The sequence below is a fragment of the Herpetosiphonaceae bacterium genome (assembly GCA_036374795.1).
Lineage (GTDB): Bacteria > Chloroflexota > Chloroflexia > Chloroflexales > Kallotenuaceae > LB3-1.
The window spans coordinates 1-21816 of record DASUTC010000254.1 but is presented as its reverse complement, the minus strand read 5'-3'; the positions used below and the strand labels follow the sequence as shown (position 1 = coordinate 21816).

19 protein-coding genes are annotated in these 21816 nt (G+C 62.8%); 18 read left to right on the top strand and 1 reads right to left on the bottom strand.

Annotated features, from left to right (window positions below; genetic code table 11):
- Positions 1 to 58: 58 nt before the first annotated feature.
- The 7 genes from VFZ66_18790 (at position 59) to VFZ66_18760 (ending at position 9058) form a co-directional block, all read left to right on the top strand.
- Positions 59 to 2143, top strand: coding sequence for a methyl-accepting chemotaxis protein (locus VFZ66_18790; GenBank protein HEX6291239.1), 2085 nt, complete (start codon positions 59 to 61; stop codon positions 2141 to 2143).
- Positions 2133 to 4871, top strand: a complete 2739-nt coding sequence (locus VFZ66_18785) for a HEAT repeat domain-containing protein (protein HEX6291238.1) — start codon at positions 2133 to 2135, stop codon at positions 4869 to 4871. The genes VFZ66_18790 and VFZ66_18785 overlap by 11 nt, the downstream gene beginning before the upstream one ends.
- Before the next feature lie 4 nt (positions 4872 to 4875).
- Positions 4876 to 5721 carry a CheR family methyltransferase gene (locus VFZ66_18780; GenBank protein HEX6291237.1) on the top strand — a complete coding sequence of 282 codons (846 nt, stop codon included), beginning with the start codon at positions 4876 to 4878 and terminating at the stop codon, positions 5719 to 5721.
- A 64-nt stretch (positions 5722 to 5785) separates the two neighbouring features.
- The gene (gene cheB, locus VFZ66_18775) at positions 5786 to 6841 is read left to right on the top strand and encodes a chemotaxis-specific protein-glutamate methyltransferase CheB (protein ID HEX6291236.1); all 1056 of its coding nucleotides are present in this window, start codon (positions 5786 to 5788) and stop codon (positions 6839 to 6841) included.
- Positions 6826 to 7194 (top strand): response regulator, encoded by a 369-nt coding sequence (locus VFZ66_18770; GenBank protein HEX6291235.1) that lies wholly within the window; start codon positions 6826 to 6828, stop codon positions 7192 to 7194. Before cheB ends, VFZ66_18770 begins: the two co-directional genes overlap by 16 nt.
- The gene (locus VFZ66_18765) at positions 7191 to 7787 is read left to right on the top strand and encodes a hypothetical protein (GenBank protein HEX6291234.1); all 597 of its coding nucleotides are present in this window, start codon (positions 7191 to 7193) and stop codon (positions 7785 to 7787) included. The genes VFZ66_18770 and VFZ66_18765 overlap by 4 nt, the downstream gene beginning before the upstream one ends.
- Positions 7788 to 7789: 2 nt before the next feature.
- Positions 7790 to 9058, top strand: a complete 1269-nt coding sequence (locus VFZ66_18760; GenBank protein ID HEX6291233.1) for an ATP-binding protein — start codon at positions 7790 to 7792, stop codon at positions 9056 to 9058.
- A gap of 164 nt (positions 9059 to 9222) precedes the next feature.
- Here VFZ66_18760 and VFZ66_18755 read toward each other — a convergent pair whose 3' ends face one another.
- Positions 9223 to 10551, bottom strand: a complete 1329-nt coding sequence (locus VFZ66_18755) for a glycoside hydrolase family 18 protein (GenBank protein HEX6291232.1) — start codon at positions 10549 to 10551, stop codon at positions 9223 to 9225.
- An 836-nt stretch (positions 10552 to 11387) separates the two neighbouring features.
- On the opposite strand from VFZ66_18755, the gene VFZ66_18750 reads away from it, so the two are divergent.
- The 11 genes from VFZ66_18750 to VFZ66_18700 all read left to right on the top strand — a co-directional run.
- Positions 11388 to 11981, top strand: a complete 594-nt coding sequence (locus VFZ66_18750) for a hypothetical protein (GenBank protein ID HEX6291231.1) — start codon at positions 11388 to 11390, stop codon at positions 11979 to 11981.
- Positions 11978 to 13003, top strand: a complete 1026-nt coding sequence (locus VFZ66_18745) for a BtrH N-terminal domain-containing protein (protein HEX6291230.1) — start codon at positions 11978 to 11980, stop codon at positions 13001 to 13003. The genes VFZ66_18750 and VFZ66_18745 overlap by 4 nt, the downstream gene beginning before the upstream one ends.
- Before the next feature lie 119 nt (positions 13004 to 13122).
- The gene (locus VFZ66_18740) at positions 13123 to 14583 is read left to right on the top strand and encodes an alkaline phosphatase family protein (GenBank protein ID HEX6291229.1); all 1461 of its coding nucleotides are present in this window, start codon (positions 13123 to 13125) and stop codon (positions 14581 to 14583) included.
- 20 nt (positions 14584 to 14603) lie between these two features.
- Positions 14604 to 15992: a DegT/DnrJ/EryC1/StrS family aminotransferase gene (locus tag VFZ66_18735; GenBank protein HEX6291228.1), complete on the top strand. Its 1389-nt coding sequence runs from the start codon at positions 14604 to 14606 to the stop codon at positions 15990 to 15992.
- A complete protein-coding gene (locus tag VFZ66_18730; GenBank protein ID HEX6291227.1) occupies positions 15985 to 16809 on the top strand; it encodes a transketolase in 825 nt (274 codons plus the stop codon). The genes VFZ66_18735 and VFZ66_18730 overlap by 8 nt, the downstream gene beginning before the upstream one ends.
- Positions 16806 to 17783 (top strand): transketolase C-terminal domain-containing protein, encoded by a 978-nt coding sequence (locus VFZ66_18725; GenBank protein HEX6291226.1) that lies wholly within the window; start codon positions 16806 to 16808, stop codon positions 17781 to 17783. The genes VFZ66_18730 and VFZ66_18725 overlap by 4 nt, the downstream gene beginning before the upstream one ends.
- Before the next feature lie 44 nt (positions 17784 to 17827).
- Positions 17828 to 17992 carry a lysine biosynthesis protein LysW gene (gene lysW, locus VFZ66_18720; protein ID HEX6291225.1) on the top strand — a complete coding sequence of 55 codons (165 nt, stop codon included), beginning with the start codon at positions 17828 to 17830 and terminating at the stop codon, positions 17990 to 17992.
- A gap of 2 nt (positions 17993 to 17994) precedes the next feature.
- Complete coding sequence (gene lysX, locus VFZ66_18715) at positions 17995 to 18855, top strand: lysine biosynthesis protein LysX (GenBank protein HEX6291224.1); 861 nt, start codon at positions 17995 to 17997, stop codon at positions 18853 to 18855.
- On the top strand, positions 18852 to 19874 hold the full coding sequence (gene argC / locus VFZ66_18710; protein ID HEX6291223.1) for an N-acetyl-gamma-glutamyl-phosphate reductase: 1023 nt from the start codon (positions 18852 to 18854) through the stop codon (positions 19872 to 19874). Before lysX ends, argC begins: the two co-directional genes overlap by 4 nt.
- Positions 19875 to 19891: 17 nt before the next feature.
- Entirely contained in the window at positions 19892 to 20734 is an 843-nt protein-coding gene (locus VFZ66_18705) for a [LysW]-aminoadipate kinase (GenBank protein HEX6291222.1), read from the top strand.
- The coding region (locus VFZ66_18700; GenBank protein ID HEX6291221.1) for a [LysW]-lysine hydrolase at positions 20731 to 21816 on the top strand (1086 nt) is incomplete at its 3' end. The genes VFZ66_18705 and VFZ66_18700, both read left to right, overlap by 4 nt.

Here is a 21816-nt window from a genome sequence, read left to right as displayed (position 1 = left end):
CCTACGGCCTTTGTTCTATTGCTTTTTTGTTCTTTTGTTCTTTGTTCGAGGAGCACCTATGGGATTCTTCCTACGCCAACGGCGCAATACCGACAATGCACAGGTCGAGCAGATTCTTGAGCAGGCGCGGCAGTTGACGGCGACCGCAGCCGACATCGATCAGATCGCCGATCAGGTCGCAGCCGATGCGGAGTCGCAGGTGCGCTCGCTGGATGGCACGCTCAGCACCACCAACGAGGTCGTTGCCTCGCTCCAAGAGACAGCATCGCAGGCCGCATCGGTCGCGACCTCGACCGAAGAAATGGTTTCGTCGATCAACGAGATGGCCGCCTCGATCGAGCAGGTGACAGTCAGCACGATCAGCCTGTCGAGCATGGTGACGCAGACCGCAACCTCGATCGAAGAGTCGACGCGATCGATCAAGAGCGTGACCAGCACGGCCCAGGACATGGCGGCGGCGGCGCTGCAAGTGACCAGGGCGATGACCAGCATGACCGATGCGATCAGCACCGTCAGCGACGATACCGAGGCGCTGTCGTCGTCGGTTAACCAGACCGGCGCGGCGCTTGAGCAGATGACCCGCGCGATCCAGGGCACGGCGGCCAACACCGAGGAAGTCGCGACCGCCGCCGAGCAAACGTCGTCCTCGATCAACGAGATGGCCGCCTCGATCGAGGAGGTCACGGCGATGAGCGAAACGATGGCCGCGTCGATCGAAGAGGTTTCGACGGCGATCGAAGAGCTGGCGCGCTCGATGCAGGGCGTGGCACACAACGCGGCGGCCATCACCGATGCCGCCAGCAGCGCCGCGACGAGCGCGGAAGAGCTGGATCGCTCGATCCAGGCCGTTGCCAAGATCGCCAGGGAGGCCGACACCGTGACCCAGCGGGTGGCGCGCGAGGCCAAAGAGGGCGGTGCCGCCATCCAGCGATCGATCGAAGGCATCAGCCGCGTGCGCGAGGCGGTGGCGCAGAGCGCAGGCGTGATGCGCGAGATGGGCAAGCGCTCGAACGAGATCAGCAGCATCGTCGACGCGATCAACCTGATCGCGGAGCGCACCAACCTGCTGTCGCTGAACGCATCGATCGAGGCGGCGCGGGCGGGCGATGCGGGCCGTGGCTTTGCCGTGGTGGCCGAAGAGATTCGCAACCTGGCCGATCGATCTGCGCGCGCCACGGCTGATATTGCGGCGATTATCAAAAACCTTCAGGATACCGTGCAGGAAGCGGTGGCCGCCTCGACCGACGGCCTGCGTGTCGCGGACGAGTCGAGCCGCCAGTCCTCCGAGGGCGCTGCCGGGCTTCAGAATATTTTGTCCGGCCTGGACGAGATCACCCGGCTGGTCGGGCAGATCGCGCGCGCCACGGACGAGCAGCTACGTGCGGGGCAGCACGTGATCGCGACGATCGCCACCACCTCCCAGCAGGCGCGTCAGGTTGCCGCCGCAACCTCGGAGCAGGCTACCACAGCGCAGACGATCGTCAACGCGAGCAACCAGATGCGCCGGACGGTCCAGCAGGTGACGCAGGCGATGAACGAGCAGAGCAACGCGGCCCGTGACATCATCAAGGCGGCGCAGCGCACGACGGCGATGGCCGCGCAGCTGCGACGAGCCGCGACCGAGCAGGCCAACGCGGCCAGCGACATCACGCTGGCGGTCGAGACGATGCGGCGCGGCGTAGGCACCACTGCGCAGGCACTAGCCAATCAATCGAGGGCGGGCGAGCAGATTTCGGGCGAGGCCGAGCGGCTGGCACAGCTTGTCACCTCGGTGTCGACCGCGATGGCCGAGCAGGCCGCAGCCGCTGATCAGATCACCTCCGCCGTGACGCAGATGCGCCGCGAGGCCGAGCAGACCGCGCGGGCGATGAGCGAGCAGGCCACGGCGATGCGCGACATCAACACTGCGGCGCAACGTGTCGCCAGAGATATTGCCCTGGTGACACGCGCCAACCAGGAGCACTCGGGGGCTGCCGCGATCATCTTGAGCCGCCTTGCCGACATTCGGACGATCACCGATCGCAACGCCGCCGGGGTCAAAGCAACGCGCCAGGCGGCAAGCAGCCTCTTGGAGCGGGCGCGCGAGCTCGATGCGCGCGCCGAGCAGTTGAACGGAAACGGACGAGTACCTCATGCACGGTGAGACACCGCCGACCATGCCGCGTACGGTCGGAGTATTGACCACGGACGCCGCGCTGGTGGTCCAGTCGTGGGACGCATGGCTGGAGCAGCACAGCGGCATCTCGGCATCAACTGCGGTGGGCACGCCGCTCCCGGCTCTGGTGCCGGATCTCGCGGAGCGCAAGCTGCTGCCGCGCTTCGAGCAGGTGGTATCACAGGGCGTGGTCGTCGTGCTGACTCCGCTGTTTCATCACTATCTGCTGCGCTGCCCGCCCGCGTCGCCGTCCAGGCACTTCGACACGATGCAGCAGCACGTGACGATCGCGCCGCTGCGGATCGACGAGCAGATCGTCGGCACGATCGTGACCGTTGAAGACATGACGGCGCGACTCGATCGTGAGCGCGACCTTACCGCCCAGCTGCAAAGCCCCGACGCCACGGCACGCTTGCAGGCGGCGGAGGCGCTGGCGACGGCAAAAGAGCACGAGTCGGCGCTGCTGATCGATGCGCTGGCGGATGCCCAATGGCGCGTGCGTCGCACCGCTGTCAGCGGTCTGGCGGCGCGTGCTGGCGCAGACGCGGTCGCCGATATTCTGCGGGCGATGCGTGAGGAGCATCGGGATCTGGCGCTGCTGAACAGCGCGCTCCAGGTGCTGGCGCTGACCGATGTGGACGTGGTCGGGCCGCTGATCGACTTTTTGGAGGACCCCGACACCGATCTGCGGATCTACGCGGCGCTGGCACTGGCCGAGCACACCGATCCACGCGCGGCGGCGGCGCTGATCGCGGCGCTCGACGATCCCGACCAAAACGTGCGCTTTCATGCGATCGAGGCGCTGGGCAAGCTCCGCGCGGCGGCGGCGATCGAGCCGCTGCTATCGATCGCTGTGAGCGGCGATTTTTTCCTGGCGTTTGCCGCTATCGACGCGCTGCGAGCGATCGGCGATGCGCGTGTTGCGCCCGGGCTGGTGCCGCTGCTGGCCGACGATATGCTGCGCGATACCGCTGCGGAGGCGCTGGGCGCGCTCGGCGATGAGGAGGTGATCGCGCCGCTGCTGGCGCTGCTGGACGCTCCCGACGCTCCGGTGACGGTCGTGGTGCAGGCGCTCGCGGCGCTGTACCGGCGCTACGACCGGCTCTACGACGACGGCAGGCGGATCGCGGCGCAGGTCAGCGCGCGGCTGACACCGACGGCCCGGCAGGCCATGCTGGCCGCGCTGGATACCGCAACGCCCGACGAGCTGCGCGCGCTGGTGGTGGTGCTGGGCTGGCTCGAAGGTCCGGCGGTGGAGCGCGCCCTGGCGCGGCTGCTGGGCCAGCCGACGGTGCGGCTGGCGCTGATCGAGGCGCTGGTGCGCTTCGGGGCTGGCGTGGTCGATGCCCTGATCGAGCAGCTCGCGGCGGAGGACGCCGAGACACGCGCGGCGGCGGTGGTGGCGCTGGGCCGGATCGGCGATGCGCGCGTGGTGCCGGAGCTGATCGAGGTGCTGGAAACCGATCCCGATCTGGCTGTGGTAGCCGCAGACGCGCTGGCGAAAATCGGTGATCACCGCGCCTTCGAGGCCCTGCTGCGGCATCTGGGTGATCCGGACGTAGCGGCGCGGCAGGCGGTCATCTCGGCGCTGCACTCGCTGGGCCATCCCGATCTTGAGCAGCGCATCACGGCGCTGCTGCACGATCCCGACCCGCTGATCCGCGAGTCTGCGCTACGCATCGCAGGGTATTTCGGATACGACGCCTGCGCCGTGACGATCGTCACGGCGGTCGAGGATCGCGACGAGCGCGTGCAGCAGGCGGCAATCGAGGCGCTGGCCTACCTGGACAATCCGCGCTGCCTCCCGCTGCTGCTGCACGTGCTGCGGCATGAGATGCCTAACCTGCGGGCGGCGGCTGCGCGCGCCCTGGGACACATGGACGAGCCTGAGGCGCTCGCGGCGCTGCTCGGCGCGCTGGACGATCCGCAGCCCTGGGTGCGCTACTTCGCCACCCGCTCGCTCGGCCAGCGCGCGCGGCCCGACACGTTGGAGCCGCTGATCCGCGTGCTGGAGCGCGACACGGCGGGACAGGTGCGAATCGCAGCGGCGGAGGCGCTCGGACAGATCGGCGGCGAGCAGGCAGCGCAGAGCCTCACGCCGCTGACAGCCGCTTCGGATGCCGATCTGGTGCGGGCGACGCTCCACGCGCTGGGACAGACACGGCATCCCGCCGCGCTACCGCCGCTGCTGGCCGCGCTACGTGGCGCTGATCCATCGCAGCGCGCGGCTGCGGTCGATGCGGTGGCGCTCCACGGCGGCATGGGAGCCGTGCCCGCGCTCCAATGGGTCGCCGCCGCCGATCACGATGTCGAGATGCAGCAGGCGGCGATCACGGCGCTCAGCCGGGTCCAGACATCCGAGGCGACGGCGGCGCTGATCGAGCTGCTGATCGATCCGCAGCGGCGCGAGGCCGTGCGCGCGGCGCTGGCCCGTAAAGGAGCGCGCATCGTGGACGATCTTCAGCGCGGCCTGGCACATCCGCATCCGGCGGTGCGCGCGACCGTCGTCGAGATTCTGGCGCGGATCAAGCTGCCCGCTGTCAGAGAGCCGATCGCGGGCGCGCTCGACGATGTCGATCCGGCGGTGCGCATTGCCGCCGTGACGGCGCTCGGACGGATCGGGCACCAGCACGCGGCGCGCAAACTAAACGATCTGGCCTATGCCGATCCTGAGGCAGACGTGCGACGGGCGGCACGGACGTTGCTTGGGCGATAATTCTATGCCGTTGTACTCTGAAACGCTAAGCTTGCCGCCGAGCACGTTCGCTATTTTGCGCGACCTGATCCACGAGCGGACCGGCCTGTACTACGCCGAGGATCAGCGTGATATGCTGGCCGATAAGCTTTCTCCACGGGTGATCGCGCTTGGCTTCGGCTCGTTTCTGGACTACTACTACCTGCTCAAGTACGATGCTGCGTCTGACGAGGAGTGGCGCGCCCTGTTGAATGCGCTGTCGGTGCAGGAGACGTTTTTCTGCCGCGAGGCCGATCAGGTGCGTACGCTGGTCGAGGTGCTGATCCCGCAGTACGTGGCGGCTAATCCAGGCGTGACGGTGCGCATCTGGAGCGCGGCGTGCGCCACGGGCGAAGAGCCACTTTCGATCGCTATGGCGCTGGATCAGGCAGGCTGGTTCAGCCGCGCCCCGATCACGATTCTGGCGAGCGACGCGAGTTCGGCGGCGATCGAGAAAGCGCGCAGTGGGCTGTACCGTGATCGCTCGTTCCGCAGCGTGCCGGAGAGCCTGCGCGCACGCTATTTCACGGCTGCGGGCGGTGCATGGCGCATCGATCCGCAGATTCACGCGCGCGTCACCTGGGCGGTGGCGAACGTGACCGTGGACGAGGAGATCCGACACCTGAGCACGGCGCCGTTTATTTTTTGCCGAAATGCGTTTATTTATTTTTCGGAGCGCACGATTCGGAAAACCGTAGATCTCTTTCGCACGTACCAGCCGACGCCGGGCTATCTCTTCGTCGGCGCGTCGGAGTCGTTACTACGCATCACGACAAGCTACCAGCTCTGTGAGATCGGCGGCACGTTTGTGTACGTTAAAGGTGCCTGCTGATCGCTGATCCGTTCAATCGACGGGTGCGGCGTACCATGCACTCGTGGCAAGGAAGAATATTCTCATGAATCGAGTGCTCCGCGTGCTGATTGTCGACGACTCGGCGTACATTCGCAAGGTTGTCAAGCAAATGCTCTCGCGCAGCCCGTTTATCGAGGTCGTCGGGACGGCACGCGACGGGGCGGAAGCGTTGGAGCTGGTCGAGCAGCTTAGCCCGGATGTCGTCACGCTCGATCTGATGATGGCCGGGATGGATGGTCTGACCTTTTTGCGGGAGCAGATGGCGCGGCGCCCAGTGCCCGTCGTGGTGGTCAGCATCGCCAACGAGGGCAGCGAGGCGGTGCTTCAGGCGTTGGACGCGGGAGCGGTCGATTTTATCCAGAAGCCGACGGCACTGGCAACCGAAAAGGTCTTTCAGATCGGCGATGAGCTGATCGAGAAAGTGAAGGCCGCCGCCGAGGCGCCGCTCATGCGCGTGCAGCCGCCGATCGTTCCGATCGCCGCATCGGGAGTCGAGCCGTCGCCAAACGCGCTGGATGTCGATATTGTGGTGCTTGGCATTTCGACGGGCGGGCCGCACGCGCTGAAATATCTCATCCCGCAGTTGCCCGCCGATTTTCCGGTGCCGATCGCGGTAGTGATTCATATGCCCGTGGGCTACACCGAGCTATTCGCCCAAAAGATCGACGAGCTCTCGCCCCTCAACGTCGTCGAGGCGCAGCAAGGCAGCCCGGTCGTACCTGGCTCGGTGCTGATCGCGCCAGCCGGACGACACCTATTGTTTCAGCGCCAGGAGCGTGGTACAGTACTGGCACATCTCGATGTTCGCCCGATCGATACACCGCATCGCCCTTCTGTAGACGTCCTGTTTCGCTCTGCTGCCGAAGCCTACGGAGATCGCGTGTTAGGTATCGTGATGACCGGGATGGGCGCAGATGGACAGCAAGGCGCAGCCTGGATCAAAGCGCAAGGCGGCCATATCTGGACCGAAGCCGAGGCGTCGTGCGTGGTGTATGGTATGCCGCGAGCTGTGGACGAGGCGCATTTGAGCGACTACAGCGTGCCGCTCGATCAAATGGCCGCAGCGCTGGTGAGAGGAATAGCATGGCTAAAATCCTAATTGTCGATGATTCGAGCTTTTCGCGCCGCACCCTGCGTAAAATCTTGGAGCCGGCAGGCCACGCGATCGTCGAGGCCGAGGACGGCATGACGGCGATCGAGCAATATTTTCTTGACGCGCCAGATCTGGTATTCCTCGATATGAATATGCGCGGGATGCATGGCCTTGAAGTATTGAGCAAGCTGCGCGAGCTCGATCCTCAGGCGAGCATCGTCGTGGCAACTGCGGATGTCCAAAGCTCGACACGCACGATGGTCGCCAGCGAAGGCGCGAAGGCGTTCATCGCCAAGCCATTCGCGCCGAACGATATTCTGACAACGGTTGATACCCTCCTGGGGGGAGGGTCAGCATGATCTTGACAATCGAACAACAGGATGGGTTGGCCGAGCTGATCAATATTGCATTTTCGCGTACGGCCGCATCGCTCTCGGAGCTGACCAGTCAGCGGGTCTTGCTGAATGTGCCTGACGTGGCGGTGTACCCAAGCGGCGAGCTTGTGCCAACGCTTGCCAAGATGATTCATAATGATGTGGCGACGATCCATCAGGTCTTCCACGGGCCGATGGAAGGCGACGCGCTGCTGCTGCTCGACTACCAAAGCGCGGTCCTGCTGACGGAGCTGCTCACCAACGATTCGTCGGTCCAGCGCCTCGATAGCTCGGCGCGCGAGGTACTGACCGAGGTCGGCAATATTTTGCTCAACGCCTGTCTGAGCATGTTCGGCGATCTGCTACATACGCATCTGGCGTTCTCGGTGCCGCGTCTCAAGGTCGAGGCGCTCCAGATCATGCTGAACCAACTGATCGCGGGCAAAGAAGAGCTGCGCTATGCGCTGGTGATCTACACCGGTTTTCGCCTGCGCTCTAGCGCAGTCAACGGCTATCTGGTGCTTGTACTCGGCGTGGCATCGCTCAACCGATTGCTCGAAGCGCTCGAAGAGGCATAACTTTGTTCTTACAGCCTTACAACCTCGCGCCGGAATTAAACGACGCTATGTTGCGCTGGCTCAACCACCTGGCAGCGCAAGGGATCTTAACTACCGATGCGGAGCTGCGGATCGTCGGTTGGAATCGCTGGCTGGAGCAGCACAGCGGGCTGACAGCGGAGACGGTCCTGGGCCGCCCTTTGTTTGAGGTCTATCCCGATTTGCCGGGCCGGGGCCTCGACCGGCCCTACCAGCAGGCGCTCGCCGGACAGGTGGTAGTGCTTGCGCAGCGCTTCCACCAGTTTCTCCTGCCGATGCCGCCGGGCATCGAAGGCACGACGTTTACGCAGATGCAGCAGAGCGTGCGGATCGCGCCGCTGACGGTCGACGAGCGGATCGTGGGCACCATCAGCTTAATCGACGACGTGACGGAGCGTGTCGTCCGTGAAGACGAGCTGAAGCAGCGGATCGAGGAGCTTGAGCTGCTGCAAGCCTCGCTTCATGAGGTCGTTCGCGAGCGCGAGGCGCTGCTCTCGATCGCGTCGCATGAGCTGAAGACACCGCTGACCGGTTTGCTCGGCCATGCGCATCTGGTGCGGCGCAGGGTTGCCGAGACGGATAGCCTGCCGCCGCGAACGCTCCAATCAATCAGCGCGATTATCACCCAGGCCGAGCGCCTGAATAGACTGGTGAGCAGCTTACTCGATGTTTCATCGGTGCAGACGGGGCAGCTTGCCATCCAGCGGGTGCCGCTCGACCTGTGCGCGCTGGTGCAGCGCATCGTCGGGGAGCACTCGTCGACGCTCAGCATCCACCGCCTCGCGCTCAGCAAGCCGGAAGAGCCGCTGATCGCTGCCGGTGATGAGGTTCGGCTGACGCAGGTCTTCACCAATCTGCTCAGCAACGCGATCAAGTATAGCCCGCACGGCGGCTCGATCACCGTGAAGATCGTGGCGCACGACGAGCAGGCAGCGGTAGCGATTGCTGATCCGGGCATTGGCATACCCTCGGCGGAGCTACCCAATCTCTTCCAGCGCTTCTTCCGCGTGCAGAGTCAGTCCACCAGGCATGTCGGCGGGCTTGGCATTGGCCTGTATGTGGTCAAGGAGATCGTCAGCCAGCACGGCGGGACGATCAGCGTCGAGAGCACTGAGGGCCTGGGCAGCACGTTTACGGTCCACCTGCCGCTGTGCAAAAGCCAGCCCACGGGTATCCCGCTCGACGGCTTGCACGCCCCCGACGCTTCCCTGTCCACGATGGATTTGCCGAACGCGCCGGATGTGGTGTCTTAGCTCGCGTAAGCGGGCTTTCAGGGAAAGCCCACCTCCGAGCCGATCGATGTTCGCGCCCAGGCCGACCATCGGCCTGGGCGCGGTCATTGTTAGCCTCCAGCCAGGCGCGCGGCAGCAAGCGTCAGGGCGCAGCGCGCTGCGCCCCGAGACAGCACATGCGCTGGCTACTGCAAGCCGGTATAGATCGCCGAGAGCAGATTGATCGAGGCGGTATCGCCGCTCAGCTCCCAGAACATGGTTCCGCCCAGGCCCTTCGACTTGATATACTGCATCTTGTTGTTCATCGAGGCCGGGTCGTCGTAGGTCCACCACGTGCGGCCATTGTAGATGTAGACCGACTGGGACACCGGGTGGAAATACTTCCTGTAGCTTCCCTCCAGCACAACGAGCTCCTTGTAGTCGTCGACACCGGCGGCATACTTGCCGCGCGCCGCCCCATTTGCCGCCTGATACAGCCCATCGCCGTTTGGCCCAGGCGCGACGCCCGACCAGCCCCGGCCATAGAAGGGCACGCCCAGATGGATCTTAGCAGCCGGAACACCCGCGCTCAGATACGCCTGGACGGCGGCGTCGCTCCAGTGGCGCTGGCTGTAGGAGGGGTCCTGCGGATCGCCGTAGAGCGGCGAGTGCAGATTGGTCGTTGTCTCCCAGGTGCCGTGGAAGTCATAGGTCATCAGGTTGATAAAATCCAGATACTGGTGAATGGCGCTCAGCTCGATCTTCGTGTAATGCGCCGGACCTGCGGGCGAGGCGACCGTCAGGAGATAGGACCTGCCGGTCTGGGCGCTCAGCGCGTTCATCTGGCTGCGGAACTCGGCCAGGAGCGCGGTGTAGTTCTGCGTATCCTCAGGGCGGTAGTTGCATGTCTCGCCGCAACTGCCGGGATACTCCCAGTCGATGTCGATGCCGTCGAAGATCCCGGCGTAGCCGCGCAGATCGGCGCTGAAATTGCCTTTGAGATACATGTCGATGCACGAGGCGACGAAGGCGGCCCGGTTCTGCGGCAGCGCGGCGTTCGAGAAGTAGTCCGATAAGGTCCAGCCACCGACCGAGATCAGGACCTTGAGGTGTGGGTACATCGCCTTGAGCTTGCGCAGTTGATTAAAGTTCCCGCGCAGCACCGGGCCTGAGGTTGGATCGGCCACGCCGTCGACGCTCTCCGTCGTGTCGAACGCCTTGGCATAGTCGGCGAAGGTGTCGGCGCTGGCGCATTTGAGCGTGGCGCTGACATCCGCGAACGCATAGTTGATATGGGTTAGCCGCTGTGCCGATCCGCTCACATGGACATGCTTGACCATATAGTTGCGGCGGTAGATGCCCCACTGGGTGAAGTAGCCGACGATAGGCCGGGCGCTGACCGATACGGCTGCCGAGCTGAGAGCTGACGACGAATCGAGTGTGGTGGACGTGGCGCTGCCATGCGCCTGGCCTGTCGGCGCCAGGCTGAGTAAGAAGACCACAAGCATGGCTACCGACAACGTGGGGAGCTTCATCGCTTTGCCTCCTATGACCTCTGTGGTTAAACCGGCGGCAGTTCCGCAGAGCAAGGCTGGCTCCGCTCTGCGGCTGCGGCCTCTGAACGATCCGGGTTCGGTTAACCTACACCAGCCGACCAGCCATGCGCAACGGCAACATTACCTATTTTTAACCTGCGGCGGGTCATGGTTTTGCTCCCTGTTTGCCCGCTTTATAGCGCGTGGTCTACGGTGAGTAATCCGACTGTCGCCAATGCAAGATCACCATGAATTTTGTGAAAATTAATACTATTTTGACATTTCTTTCACCTTTGTGTTATCCTGATGCCTGCGTTTAGGTGCCACCTCGTGCAGAATCAAAGCACCTGTTCAGGAAGGTATGCATACGATTCTGCATCAGCGTGGAGAAGGTTTGGGGATACTCCCAAACTCCTGGCCTGTCGGCGCACCAGGTACATCAGCTACAAACCAAATCCCCCCACCTATGGTCTTCACGTGGCTGCAACGTTTAAGAGTGCAAGGCACGTGAAGTAATCCCCAACAACCGAACAATCATCCTGTGGGAACAGGAATAGTTAATTTTGGACTGGCGCATATGTCAGGCCAAATCTGTCGTGTTGTTCTGAACTTAATAGCGAACATTATTAACACTACTGATGTGTTCGTTCTGCGCGTTCAAGCGGATGAAGCGCTGGGCATATCACGCATAGCAGTGCAGGGCTTCGGATCAGTGCGCTTCGATCTGTCCAGAGCTTGAAGCAACCTCTCGTACCCACCCAGAATCTTTGTCTCCTCGTTCGCGCGACAGCAATAGCCGCAATTGAACGATCATGCTGCGGAAAGGAGCCAAGCGGGTGCCACCTGTACCACCTGAGAGTCCATTCGTGCTGCTTGATGTAGCACGGCTCTTCAACTGGGATTCGATCTCATACGCCAGCAACTTACGCGACGGCACCTTCAATGTATGGCAGAACTCGTTTCCTGCCGAAGAACTGCCCGAAAGCCACAGCATTGTTGAGGTGGCAGGTGTCCCCTTTCGGTTCCCACCCAAAGAAGCGGGCCACTTGAACAATATCAGGTGCTCCGGTGAGCGGCTGGATCTCCCATCGGATCGCTACGATTGGGTTTATATTCTGGCAGCCAGCGAACGACGTGCCGAAGACATCGTGTATCTGCACTTTACGAGCGGCGCGATCGAGATGGAATGGCTGCGGATCTCGGATTTCTGGCCGGGTGGCCCGCAGCGATTTGGCGAGGTTGAAGCGTTCCGCTGCAAGCATATGCATTTCCCACGGCATATACAATCGGGCCAAGAGCCTGTGATGTGGATGCAGCGGATACCAGTAACCCGCCAGGAGCCGCTTGCCTGGCTGCGCCTCCCACAGAACATCGCCATCCATATCTTCGCGGCAACTGCGCTGAAGACACCGGAAGGATTGGTCCAATGAGAGTTGAGCTGTCGCCTATATCATTCTGGTTTCACGACCTGTGTAGCTGCCTCCATGATTGTATCGGCACGGTGCTGCTCTACTACAACCAGGACCCGATTCTGACGATGGGAGCGGCCTGGGAGTTTTACCACCAGCCCAACGATGTGACTCGCGAAGAATTTTATTATCCCTCGCCCCGCCCAACGCTCGCTGAAAGCATGATGCCGTTCCACCCCATCGCCTCCACCTGGCACCGCTCGGATGACGGCGAGGCGGCGCTGGCGGATCTGAAAGCCGTCCTCGCTCGGGGCGAGCCCGCCATTATCGCGGAGGATAATTTTTATATTCCGTTCCGCCCGGCCTTTGGCGATGTCCACGCGGCCCACCTGCTGGTGATGTACGGCTTCGACGAAGCAACCGACGACGTGTTTGTTCTCGACTCCACCCCACCGATCTACAAAGGACCGATTAAGGTAAGCGATTTTCTGGCGGCCAGAAGCTCAGACAATCGCATCGAAGGTGAGCGTGACTTCTTCTTCGCAGGCGCGCCGATCGCCAATCGCTGGCTACAGCTTGAGGTCAATACCCCCTTCCCGGAGCTGACTCGCGAATGGGTCGCGGAGGTCATCGCCACCAATGTGCGCCGTTTCCGCGAGCCCGGCGCCGGGCCTGGCATGGCCGGTATGGCTGGCCTCGCCGCCTATCTGCATGGCGTGTGCGAGCGTGCCTTGGGGCCAGAGGGCGGTCGTGCCCTCGACGAGATGTACACCGTCTCCTGGGTAGCGCAGGCTGCTGCCGGGCTCCACGCCGATTTCCTCATGGAGGCTGGACGCCGTCTCAACTGGTACGAGCTTGCCGAGATCGGGCGGCACGTCGCGCTCGTCGCCAACTCCTGGACCGGCCTCCGTATGCTGGGCAGCCACAGCTTCTCCGAAGGGCTGAATGTCGTTGATCAGGTCGCGCTTCGTACCGCACAGCTCCTGCTGGAGCAGGAAAAGACGCTGGATCTCTTGGAGCGGGCGATCAGGCTACGCTCGTAGCGTGGCGTCGAAACGGGGCAGGTAGCCGCTGGGCGGAGATGACCGCATCTTTTGCTCCCCCACGCGCAGAATCACGGAAACGGATCACGAAAGATGCACTAGCCGATTGAAGAAAGCTTATGACTCGTGTACTTGTGATTGGGCTTGATGCGCTCAGCCCGGATCTGGTCGAGCGCTGGCTATCCGATCTACCCAACATCCGCCGCTTGATGCAAGGCGGGATCTACGGCCCGCTGCAAAGCATCACACAGCCGATTACGCCAGCCGCCTGGACAGCAATGATCAGTGGGCGTGATCCCGGGCACTTTGGCTTTACCGATTTCACGTATCGTGTCGGCATGAGCTATACCGACTTCCGGCTCGTCCACTCGCGCGTGATTCGCGTGCCGACGCTGTACAGCCTCCTCTCGGAGGCTGGTCGCCGCGTGGCAGCGATCGGCGTACCGATCTGCTACCCGCCGGTCGACATCGCGGGCGGTATCAGCGTGGCGTGCTTCATGGCTCCGTCGCTCAGCAAGCCGATCGTATCGCCGCCGGAGCTGCAATCCCACCTTCTGGCACAGACAAGCTCGCCCTACGTGCTGGACGCCGCCGTGCCGGAGCAGGCCAGAGATATTGATCGGGACGAGCTGCTGCGCAACATTCGGGAAATGGATCGCCAGCGCTTCGACATCACGCGCCATCTGATGCAAACCACAGATTGGGACCTCCTCTTTATGGTCGCGATGGGCACCGATCGGGTCGGGCATTATTTCATGCGCTACCTGGACCCGGCCCACGGTCGGTACGATGCCGACCCACGCTACGCCGATGCGATTCGCGACCATTACCGCTACTGCGACGAGCGCATTGGCGACTTACTGCAACACGCCGGGCCGGATACTGTCGTGATCATCGCCAGCGACCACGGCATTCAACGGCTCAACGGCAAAGTTAACCTCAACCAATGGCTCATCGAGAACGGGTATCTACACCTGGATCAGCCGATTGACGGCCCGACGCCACTCGCCAAGGCTCCGATCGATTGGAGCCGCACCCGCGCGTGGGCCCGTGGCTGGGGCGGGCAGATCTACCTTAACGTACAGGGCCGCGAGCCTCAGGGCTGCGTCCCGACCAGCGAGGTCGATCGGCTGCTGGCGGAGTTGCAGGCGGGCCTTAGCGAGCTAACCACCGCCGACAGCCAGCCTCTGCCGGTGACGACGATCCGGCGGCGAGATGTTTACAGCGGCTCGCAGGCTGATCGCTGCCCCGATCTCTTTGTGCAGTTCGACGAGCTGCGCTATCTCACCTCAGACCAGCTCGGCCACGCCAAACTGATCACGCCGATCACAGAGCTCGGAGCCGACGATGCCAGCCACGCGAATCTGGGATTTCTGGCGATGGCCGGACCGAATATTCCGGCGCTGGGCCGCTTCGCGGCGTTGAGCATTCTGGATGTAGCTCCGACAATCCTTGATCTCCTGGGTGTGCCTATCCCACCCGACCTTGATGGACGGGCGATCCACGCCGAGGACGATGTGTACTCGGACGAAGACGAAGCAGCGCTTACCAGCCGATTACGGACGCTCTACTTAGAATAATCCATCAGATGGAGGTATTTGTGGGATCTAAACTTGCAATGTTCGGCGGTCCGCAGGCAGTGCCCCGAGAGCAGCGACAGGTCCAATGGCCGATCGTGACCGACGCAGATAAAGAAGCGGTGCTGCGCGTTCTCGACAGCGGCAAGTTCACGCCGACCTCAGAGGGCGAGCAAGAAGCCCGCGCCCTGGAACAGGAGTGGGCGCAGCTCGCAGGCACGCGCTATGCCGCCGGCGTCAGCAATGGCACCGCAGCTATCGCGCTGGCGTTGGCGGCACTGGGCATCCAGCCTGGCGATGAGGTGCTCGTGCCCGCGCTCAGCTTCATTGCCTCGGCCATGGCTCCCGTCTATCAGCTGGCGATCCCGGTGTTCGTCGACATCGATCCGCGCACGTTCAATATCGATCCCACACAGATCGAAGCCAGGATCACGCCCCGCACCCGCGCAATCATTCCTGTTCATTTTCACGGTCTTCCGGCAGATATGGACTCGATCCTGACGATCGCCCGCAAGCATGACCTTGTGGTTGTGGAGGATGTGGCGCAGGCTCCCGGCGCGACCTACAAAGGCCGCCCGGTTGGCTCGTTGGGCGATATGGGCGCGTTCAGCCTGAATGTACAAAAGAACATTCCGACCTGTGGCGAAGGTGGCCTGGTGACGACGGATGATCCGATCCTCCACGAAAAGGTCGTGATGCTCCGCCAGTTCGGCGAGGTGATCAAAGAGCGCGAGGATCGCAGCTACCTATCGCATATGCTGAGCTGGAACTACAAGCTCAACTCGGTTCAGGCGGCCTTCACCCGCAGCCAGCTTCAGCGCTATCCGGACTATCAGGAGCGTCGCGACCGCAACATTAGCGCGTTTCTCAAGCGCCTGGCCGAGCTACCCGGCCTGATCGTGCCCTACGTTCCGTCGGATTGCACCCACGTCTATCATATTATGCGCCTCCGCTTCGATCCGGCAGCGGCGGGGCTAGATGGTATCAAGCCCGGCCCGTTCCGCCAGGCCGTTCGGCGTGCGATGCGCGCCGAAGGCGTGCCGATCTCGCAATACCAAATGACGCCGCTGCCCGGCCAGCATCCTTTCCAGACCCAGCAGGGCTACGGCCACGGCTATCCCTGGACCCTCCCAGGTCTTCCGCCGCAGCGCTATGCGATTGAAGATTATCCCACAACGCTCGCGGTGATCAACGACTCGCTCACGCTGCAACGGCGGCACCTCAACCCCGACAGCGGCCCGCTGCTTCAGTTCTACGCCGATGCCTTCGAGAAGGTCTGGGAAAACCTCGATCGGATCGGGCGGATGGCTGAGTCGCTGCCGTATGAAGCTCCGTGGGAAGCGATTGCCCGGGAGGGGCCATACATCCCCGGAGCAGCAAGCACATCCAGCGCAACGGTGCTGCATGAATGATCTGGCAACGTTACAGCAAACGGCGCTGCGTATTCGGGAGCATGTCCTGGCGATGGCTGCGGGACCGGTTGGTGCTCATGTCGGCGGATCGCTATCGGCTGCCGACATCCTGACCGTGCTTTATTTCCATGTGCTGCGGGTACGACCGGACGATCCGCACTGGGATCAGCGCGACTATTTCATCCTGAGCAAGGGTCACGCGGGCGCTGGACTCTACGCCACTCTCGCCGAACGGGGCTTTTTTCCTGTGGATGAGCTAGCGACCTATGCTCGTCCGGGCGGTCGGCTGCTCTCGCATCCAACGCTCAAAGTGCCGGGCGTCGAGTTTCCCACCGGCTCGCTCGGCCACGGGCTATCGTTGGGCGTTGGCCTGGCGCTGACCACACAGCTAGACAGGCGGACGAATCGTACCTTCGTCTTGATGGGCGACGGCGAGCTACAGGAAGGATCGGTCTGGGAAGCGGCGATGGCCGCGCCGCACTTCGGCCTGGACAACCTGGTTGCGATCGTCGACCGCAACCGTCTGCAAATCAGCGGTCGGACCGAGCAGCGAATGCGCCTGGAGCCGCTGGCCGAGCGCTGGCAAAGCTTCGGCTGGAACGTTCTGACGGTCAACGGCCACGATATTGCGGCCTTGCTCGCGGCCTTTGAGCAGATTCCCATCCAGCCAATGCAGCCGACGCTCCTGCTTGCCAATACGGTCAAGGGCCAGGGTGTTAAGTTCATGGCCGATCGCAAGAAGAGTCATTATGTCACCCTGACAGCCGATCTGCACCGAAAGGCATTAAGGGAACTCCACGAAGGTGCGAAACGATGAGCCTCAGCGCCAGAACCACTCCCGCGCCGGAATGGACCGAGCAGTTTGCCGCTTCAGACCGGGAGATCTACCGCAAGACCTTATTGGAGTTGGCCCAGCGCGACCAGCGCATCTACTGCCTCGACTCGGACATGGGCGGCCTGGAAACAAGCTTCCAAGCCAGTCTGCCCGGCCAGTACATCGACCTAGGCATCGCCGAGGCGAATTTGATGTCTGTAGCGGCAGGCTGCGCCAAGCTGGGCAAAATTCCCTTTGTGAATACGATGGCGGCGTTCGCCAGCTCCCGCGCCTACGAGCAGGTCAAGATCGACATCGCCTATAACAACCTGCCGGTGCGCATCGTAGCGACACATGGCGGCCTGGCCGCTGCGTACTTGGGTCCGACCCACCATGCCCAGCAGGATCTAGCGGCGATGCGGGCGCTGCCCAATATGACAGTGATGACGCCCGCCGATGCCGTCGAAACGGCCAAAATGGTCGAAGCCGCAGCGTACCTGCCGGGACCGGTCTATATCCGGCTGGGCCGCAACCGGACGGATCTGGTCTATCATGCCGACTATGATTTCGCGGTGGGGCGGGCTGTCGAGCTTCGGCCCGGCCATGATGTAACGATCGTGGCCGCTGGCTCCTATCCCGTTCTGGCTGCGGTTGCCGCGCACGAGCGCCTCGCCGCACTCGGTATTACGGCTCGTGTGCTCAATATGCACACGTTGAAGCCGCTGGACGAAGCGGCCCTGGTAGCCGCTGCCCGCGAAACGCGCGGGATCGTTACGGTGGAGGACCACAGCATCATCGGCGGGCTTGGCGGCGCGGTGGCGGAAACGCTGGCCGAGCGCGCACCGACGCTGATGCGCCGCGTCGGGATCGCAGATGCGTTCTGCGATCACGTTGGCGATCATCACCATCTGATTGCATCGTATGGCGTGACACCCGGCCATCTGACAGCTACCGTTCGCGAACTGCTCAATCGTTAAGCCAACTGTACCAGGCACAATCGACTTAGAAAGGACAATCAACCATGAGCACGTGCCCTGAGTGTGATGGAGAGGTTACGGTTGCGAGCGATGCGCTCGCGGGTGAGATCGTCGTCTGCCCCGATTGCCAGGCTGAGCTGGAGATCATCGCCCTTGGTCCGGTCGAGCTGGCGCTGGCTCCCGAAGTTGAGGAGGATTGGGGAGAATAGCCATGAGCAGGCCGAACGATGCACCGCTAGCGGTTATCGCCTCGCGGATTCGTATGGAGGAAAAGCTGATCTTCGCGGCGTTAGCGCGGCATGGCATTCCCTACGATCAGCTTGACGAGCGTAGTCTGGTGATGGCGCTTGAAGATACCGCTGTCCCCTACGCAGCGGTAATTAATCGCAGCATCTCCAACACCCGCAGCTTATACGCCACACGGCTCTTTGAAGCGCGGGGCATTCCAGTTGTTAATCGCAGCCAGGTCATCGAAACGTGCGGCGATAAAATCCTCACGAGTCTTGCCCTGCTTCAGGCGGGTGTTCCGACGCCGCGCACCACGGTTGCGCTGACACCGGAGGCGGCGCTGACCGCCATCGACCACTTTGGGTATCCAGCGGTCCTCAAGCCGGTCACAGGCTCCTGGGGGCGGCTGCTGGCGAAAGTCAACGATCGCGAGGCTGCCGAGGCGATCTTAGAACATAAAGAGATGCTCGGCTCGCCTGCGCATTCGGTCATCTACATTCAGGAGTATATCGCCAAGCCGGGCCGCGATATTCGGGTCAACGTGATCGGCGATCGTGTGGTCAACGCGATCTATCGCTGCTCGGAGCATTGGATCACCAACACGGCGCGGGGAGCGGTTGCCCAGCCCTGCGAGCTGACGCCCGATCTGGTCGAGCTTTCGCTCAGAGCGGCCCAGGCAGTTGGCGGCGGCGTGCTCGCGGTCGATCTGTTGGAGCGCCCGGACGGCTCGCTGATCGTGACGGAGATCAACCATACCATGGAGTTTTATCGTACGGTCACGGCTACCGGCGTTGATGTTGCCGAGGCGCTGGTCGCGTACGTTCGGCAGGTGGCGCGTCTATGAACGTATCTGTGATCGGCGGCTCCGGCTATATCGGCGGCGAACTGGTCCGGTTGCTGCTCCAGCATCCCAGGCTGAAACTCGCGCAGGTGACATCGACTCGGTTCGCAGGCCGTCCGCTGCATGCCGCCCATCCCAATTTGCGCGGGCAGACAAGCCTGACCTTCGTGCGCGATGAGGAAGTGACCGGAGCGGATGTGATCTTTCTGGCGCTGCCGCATGGCGTGGCGATGCAGACGATCGGGCGCTGGGCCGAACTCGCGCCGACGATCATCGATCTCAGCGCCGATTTTCGGCTGCGGAATCCCGCCGACTACAACACCTACTATCACGAGCAGCATCCCGCCCCGGAGTGGCTGGCCCGCTTTGTCTATGGCGCGCCGGAGGTCAACCGCGCGCAGATCCGCGAGGCACGCTATATCGCCGTGCCGGGCTGTATCGCCAATAGCGCGCTGCTGGCACTCTACCCGCTCAGCCGGGAAGGCTTGCTGCACGGCGATGTTTTCGTCGATGGACGCATGGGATCGAGCGGCGCCGGCAACGAGCCCAGCCTGTCGAGCCATCACCCCGAACGGAGCGGCGCAATCCGGGTCTTTAAGGCGGCGGATCATCGTCATACCGCCGAGATTCGCCAGGTCTGCCAGGCATCGGTCCACATGACGGCCACGGCGATCGAGGCGGTACGTGGCGTTCAGGCGGTTTGCCAGGTGATGCTGCCGGAGCCGATCGGTGAAAAAGAGGTTTGGAGCATCTATCGACGGCACTACGGTGACGAGCCGTTCATCCGCCTGGTGAAGCAGCGCAGCGGCGTCTATCGCCTGCCCGATCCCAAAATTTTGAGCGGCACCAACTTCTGTGACATCGGGTTCGAGCTATCGGCGGATGGACGGCGACTGATCCTCATCGCCGCGCTCGATAATCTGGTCAAGGGCGGCGCTGGCAACGCGATTCAATGTCTCAATATCCTATCGGGCTGGGACGAGCAAGAAAGTCTGCGCTTTCCTGGCCTCCATCCGATCTAAGCAGCCGAGCAGGAGGCATGCCGACAATGTACGTGATCAAGGTGGGCGGCTCCTTGGGAGACGAGTTGGTTAACGTGTGCAACGACATTCAGATGCTCGTGGAACGAGGCGAGTCAGTCGTCGTGTTGCATGGCGGCTCGGTAGAAGCCAACCGGCTGAGCCAGCAGATGGGAATCCCGTCGCAATACCTGACATGGCCCGACGGCAGGCGTAGCCGATACACCGATCCCGCCACCCTCAATATTTTGACGATGGCAATCGCCGGACGGGTCAAGCCACTCCTGACGGCACAGCTTGTCCAGCGCGGCGTGCGGGCGGTTGGGCTGACCGGTATCGATGGCGCGCTGGTGACGGCCAGGAAGACGCTGCCCGCGAGAGTGATCATTGGCGATCGACTGTGTGTTGTGCGCGACGATCTGACCGGTCGGGTGACGGAGATCAATACGGAGCTTCTCCACCTGCTGCTCAAGTCGGGGTATGTGCCAGTCATCTCGCCGCCGGTGATCGATCCGAAGGTCGGCCCGCTGAACATCGATGGCGATCGGCTAGCCTCGGAGCTAGCGATTGCGCTACGGGCGACGCATCTGCTCATTCTGTCGAACGTACCCGGCTTACTGCGCGATCCTGCCGATCCGGCGAGTCTGATCACACGGCTGCGCGAGCAGGATTTTGCCCAGTATCTTGGGTGTGCGCAGGGGCGAATGCGGGTCAAACTGATCGCAGCCCAGGATGCGCTCAAAGGCGGCGTGTGCCGTGTCATCCTGGGCGACGGACGGCTTACGTCGCCGATCCAGGCCGCGCTTGACGGGCAGGGAACGACGCTTGAGGCTACGTTTATCCGAGAGGAGATGCTGCCATGAACGCGAGCGAGGCCGCCGCGCTCTTACGCACGATGATCGAGATACCGTCGCCCTCCGGGGGCGAGCACGCGCTGGCAACGTACCTGGTGGACGCGATGGACCGCTTAGGCTTCCAGAGCTTCGTCGACGGAGCGGGCAATGCCGTCGGGCGGCGCGGTAGTCCAGGCGGGCCGCTGATTATGCTGCTTGGGCATCTGGATACCGTCGCGGATCAGATTCCGGTCCACCAGGAGGGATCGCTGCTGTATGGCCGTGGCGCGGTCGACGCTAAAGGCCCGCTGGCGACGGCGATCTGTGCTGCCGCCCAGCTCGATACGATCGATGCGCAACTGCTCGTCGTCGGGGCGGTGGAAGAAGAAACGCCCAGCTCTCGCGGCGCGCACTACCTGCTGGAGCGCTACCATCCCGATGCGGTCCTGATCGCCGAGCCGAGCGGCTGGTCCAACGTCGTGCTTGGCTACAAGGGCCGCATGGGCATGCATTACGAGGTCCGCCGCCCGCCTTCGCATACCGCCGGGCCGGGCGAGAAAGCGACCGAGGTCGCGGTCGAGTTTTGGAACCGGCTCGTCAGCCACTTCGCAGCCTTCGACGGCAGCCCTAGTATTTTTTACCGTCCGACGGCGACGTTAGGCCATTTCGCGGGCGACATCGAACATGCATCGCTCGACATTTCCTGCCGCACGCCGCCGGACTTCGATTTCCATGCATTCGACCGATTCCTTGAGACGATCCGCCACGATGCGCGTCTGGAGATCGACGAGCGGACGCCTGCCGTGCTGATGTCGCGGAACGAGCCGACGGCGCGGATTCTGACCCGTAGTATTCGCAGCCACGGCGGACAGCCGAAATTCAAGATGAAGACCGGCACCTCCGACATGAACACAGCCTATAAGCAGTGGCGTGTACCGATGGCAGCCTACGGTCCCGGCGATTCCAGCCTTGATCATACCGCCGAAGAACACATCGACCTGGACGAGTATTATCGGGCGATCGAGGTGCTGCGGCACGCGCTGCCCTTGTTGAGCACCGAGCTACGTACCCTACAGGCGAGGTCGGAGCGCCGCCTGGAGAGCGAAGGCGTC

What these genes read in the sequence shown, in the direction of transcription:
- VFZ66_18705 (HEX6291222.1), top strand. Translation starts at nt 19,892, where the DNA reads ATGCCGACAATGTACGTGATCAAGGTGGGCGGCTCCTTGGGAGACGAG.
- argC (HEX6291223.1), top strand. Translation starts at nt 18,852, where the DNA reads ATGAACGTATCTGTGATCGGCGGCTCCGGCTATATCGGCGGCGAACTG.
- VFZ66_18785 (HEX6291238.1), top strand. Translation starts at nt 2,133, where the DNA reads ATGCACGGTGAGACACCGCCGACCATGCCGCGTACGGTCGGAGTATTG.
- VFZ66_18730 (HEX6291227.1), top strand. Translation starts at nt 15,985, where the DNA reads ATGAATGATCTGGCAACGTTACAGCAAACGGCGCTGCGTATTCGGGAG.
- VFZ66_18745 (HEX6291230.1), top strand. Translation starts at nt 11,978, where the DNA reads ATGAGAGTTGAGCTGTCGCCTATATCATTCTGGTTTCACGACCTGTGT.
- lysX (HEX6291224.1), top strand. Translation starts at nt 17,995, where the DNA reads ATGAGCAGGCCGAACGATGCACCGCTAGCGGTTATCGCCTCGCGGATT.
- VFZ66_18780 (HEX6291237.1), top strand. Translation starts at nt 4,876, where the DNA reads ATGCCGTTGTACTCTGAAACGCTAAGCTTGCCGCCGAGCACGTTCGCT.
- cheB (HEX6291236.1), top strand. Translation starts at nt 5,786, where the DNA reads ATGAATCGAGTGCTCCGCGTGCTGATTGTCGACGACTCGGCGTACATT.
- VFZ66_18770 (HEX6291235.1), top strand. Translation starts at nt 6,826, where the DNA reads ATGGCTAAAATCCTAATTGTCGATGATTCGAGCTTTTCGCGCCGCACC.
- VFZ66_18755 (HEX6291232.1), bottom strand. Translation starts at nt 10,551, where the DNA reads ATGAAGCTCCCCACGTTGTCGGTAGCCATGCTTGTGGTCTTCTTACTC.
- VFZ66_18790 (HEX6291239.1), top strand. Translation starts at nt 59, where the DNA reads ATGGGATTCTTCCTACGCCAACGGCGCAATACCGACAATGCACAGGTC.
- lysW (HEX6291225.1), top strand. Translation starts at nt 17,828, where the DNA reads ATGAGCACGTGCCCTGAGTGTGATGGAGAGGTTACGGTTGCGAGCGAT.
- VFZ66_18740 (HEX6291229.1), top strand. Translation starts at nt 13,123, where the DNA reads ATGACTCGTGTACTTGTGATTGGGCTTGATGCGCTCAGCCCGGATCTG.
- VFZ66_18765 (HEX6291234.1), top strand. Translation starts at nt 7,191, where the DNA reads ATGATCTTGACAATCGAACAACAGGATGGGTTGGCCGAGCTGATCAAT.
- VFZ66_18725 (HEX6291226.1), top strand. Translation starts at nt 16,806, where the DNA reads ATGAGCCTCAGCGCCAGAACCACTCCCGCGCCGGAATGGACCGAGCAG.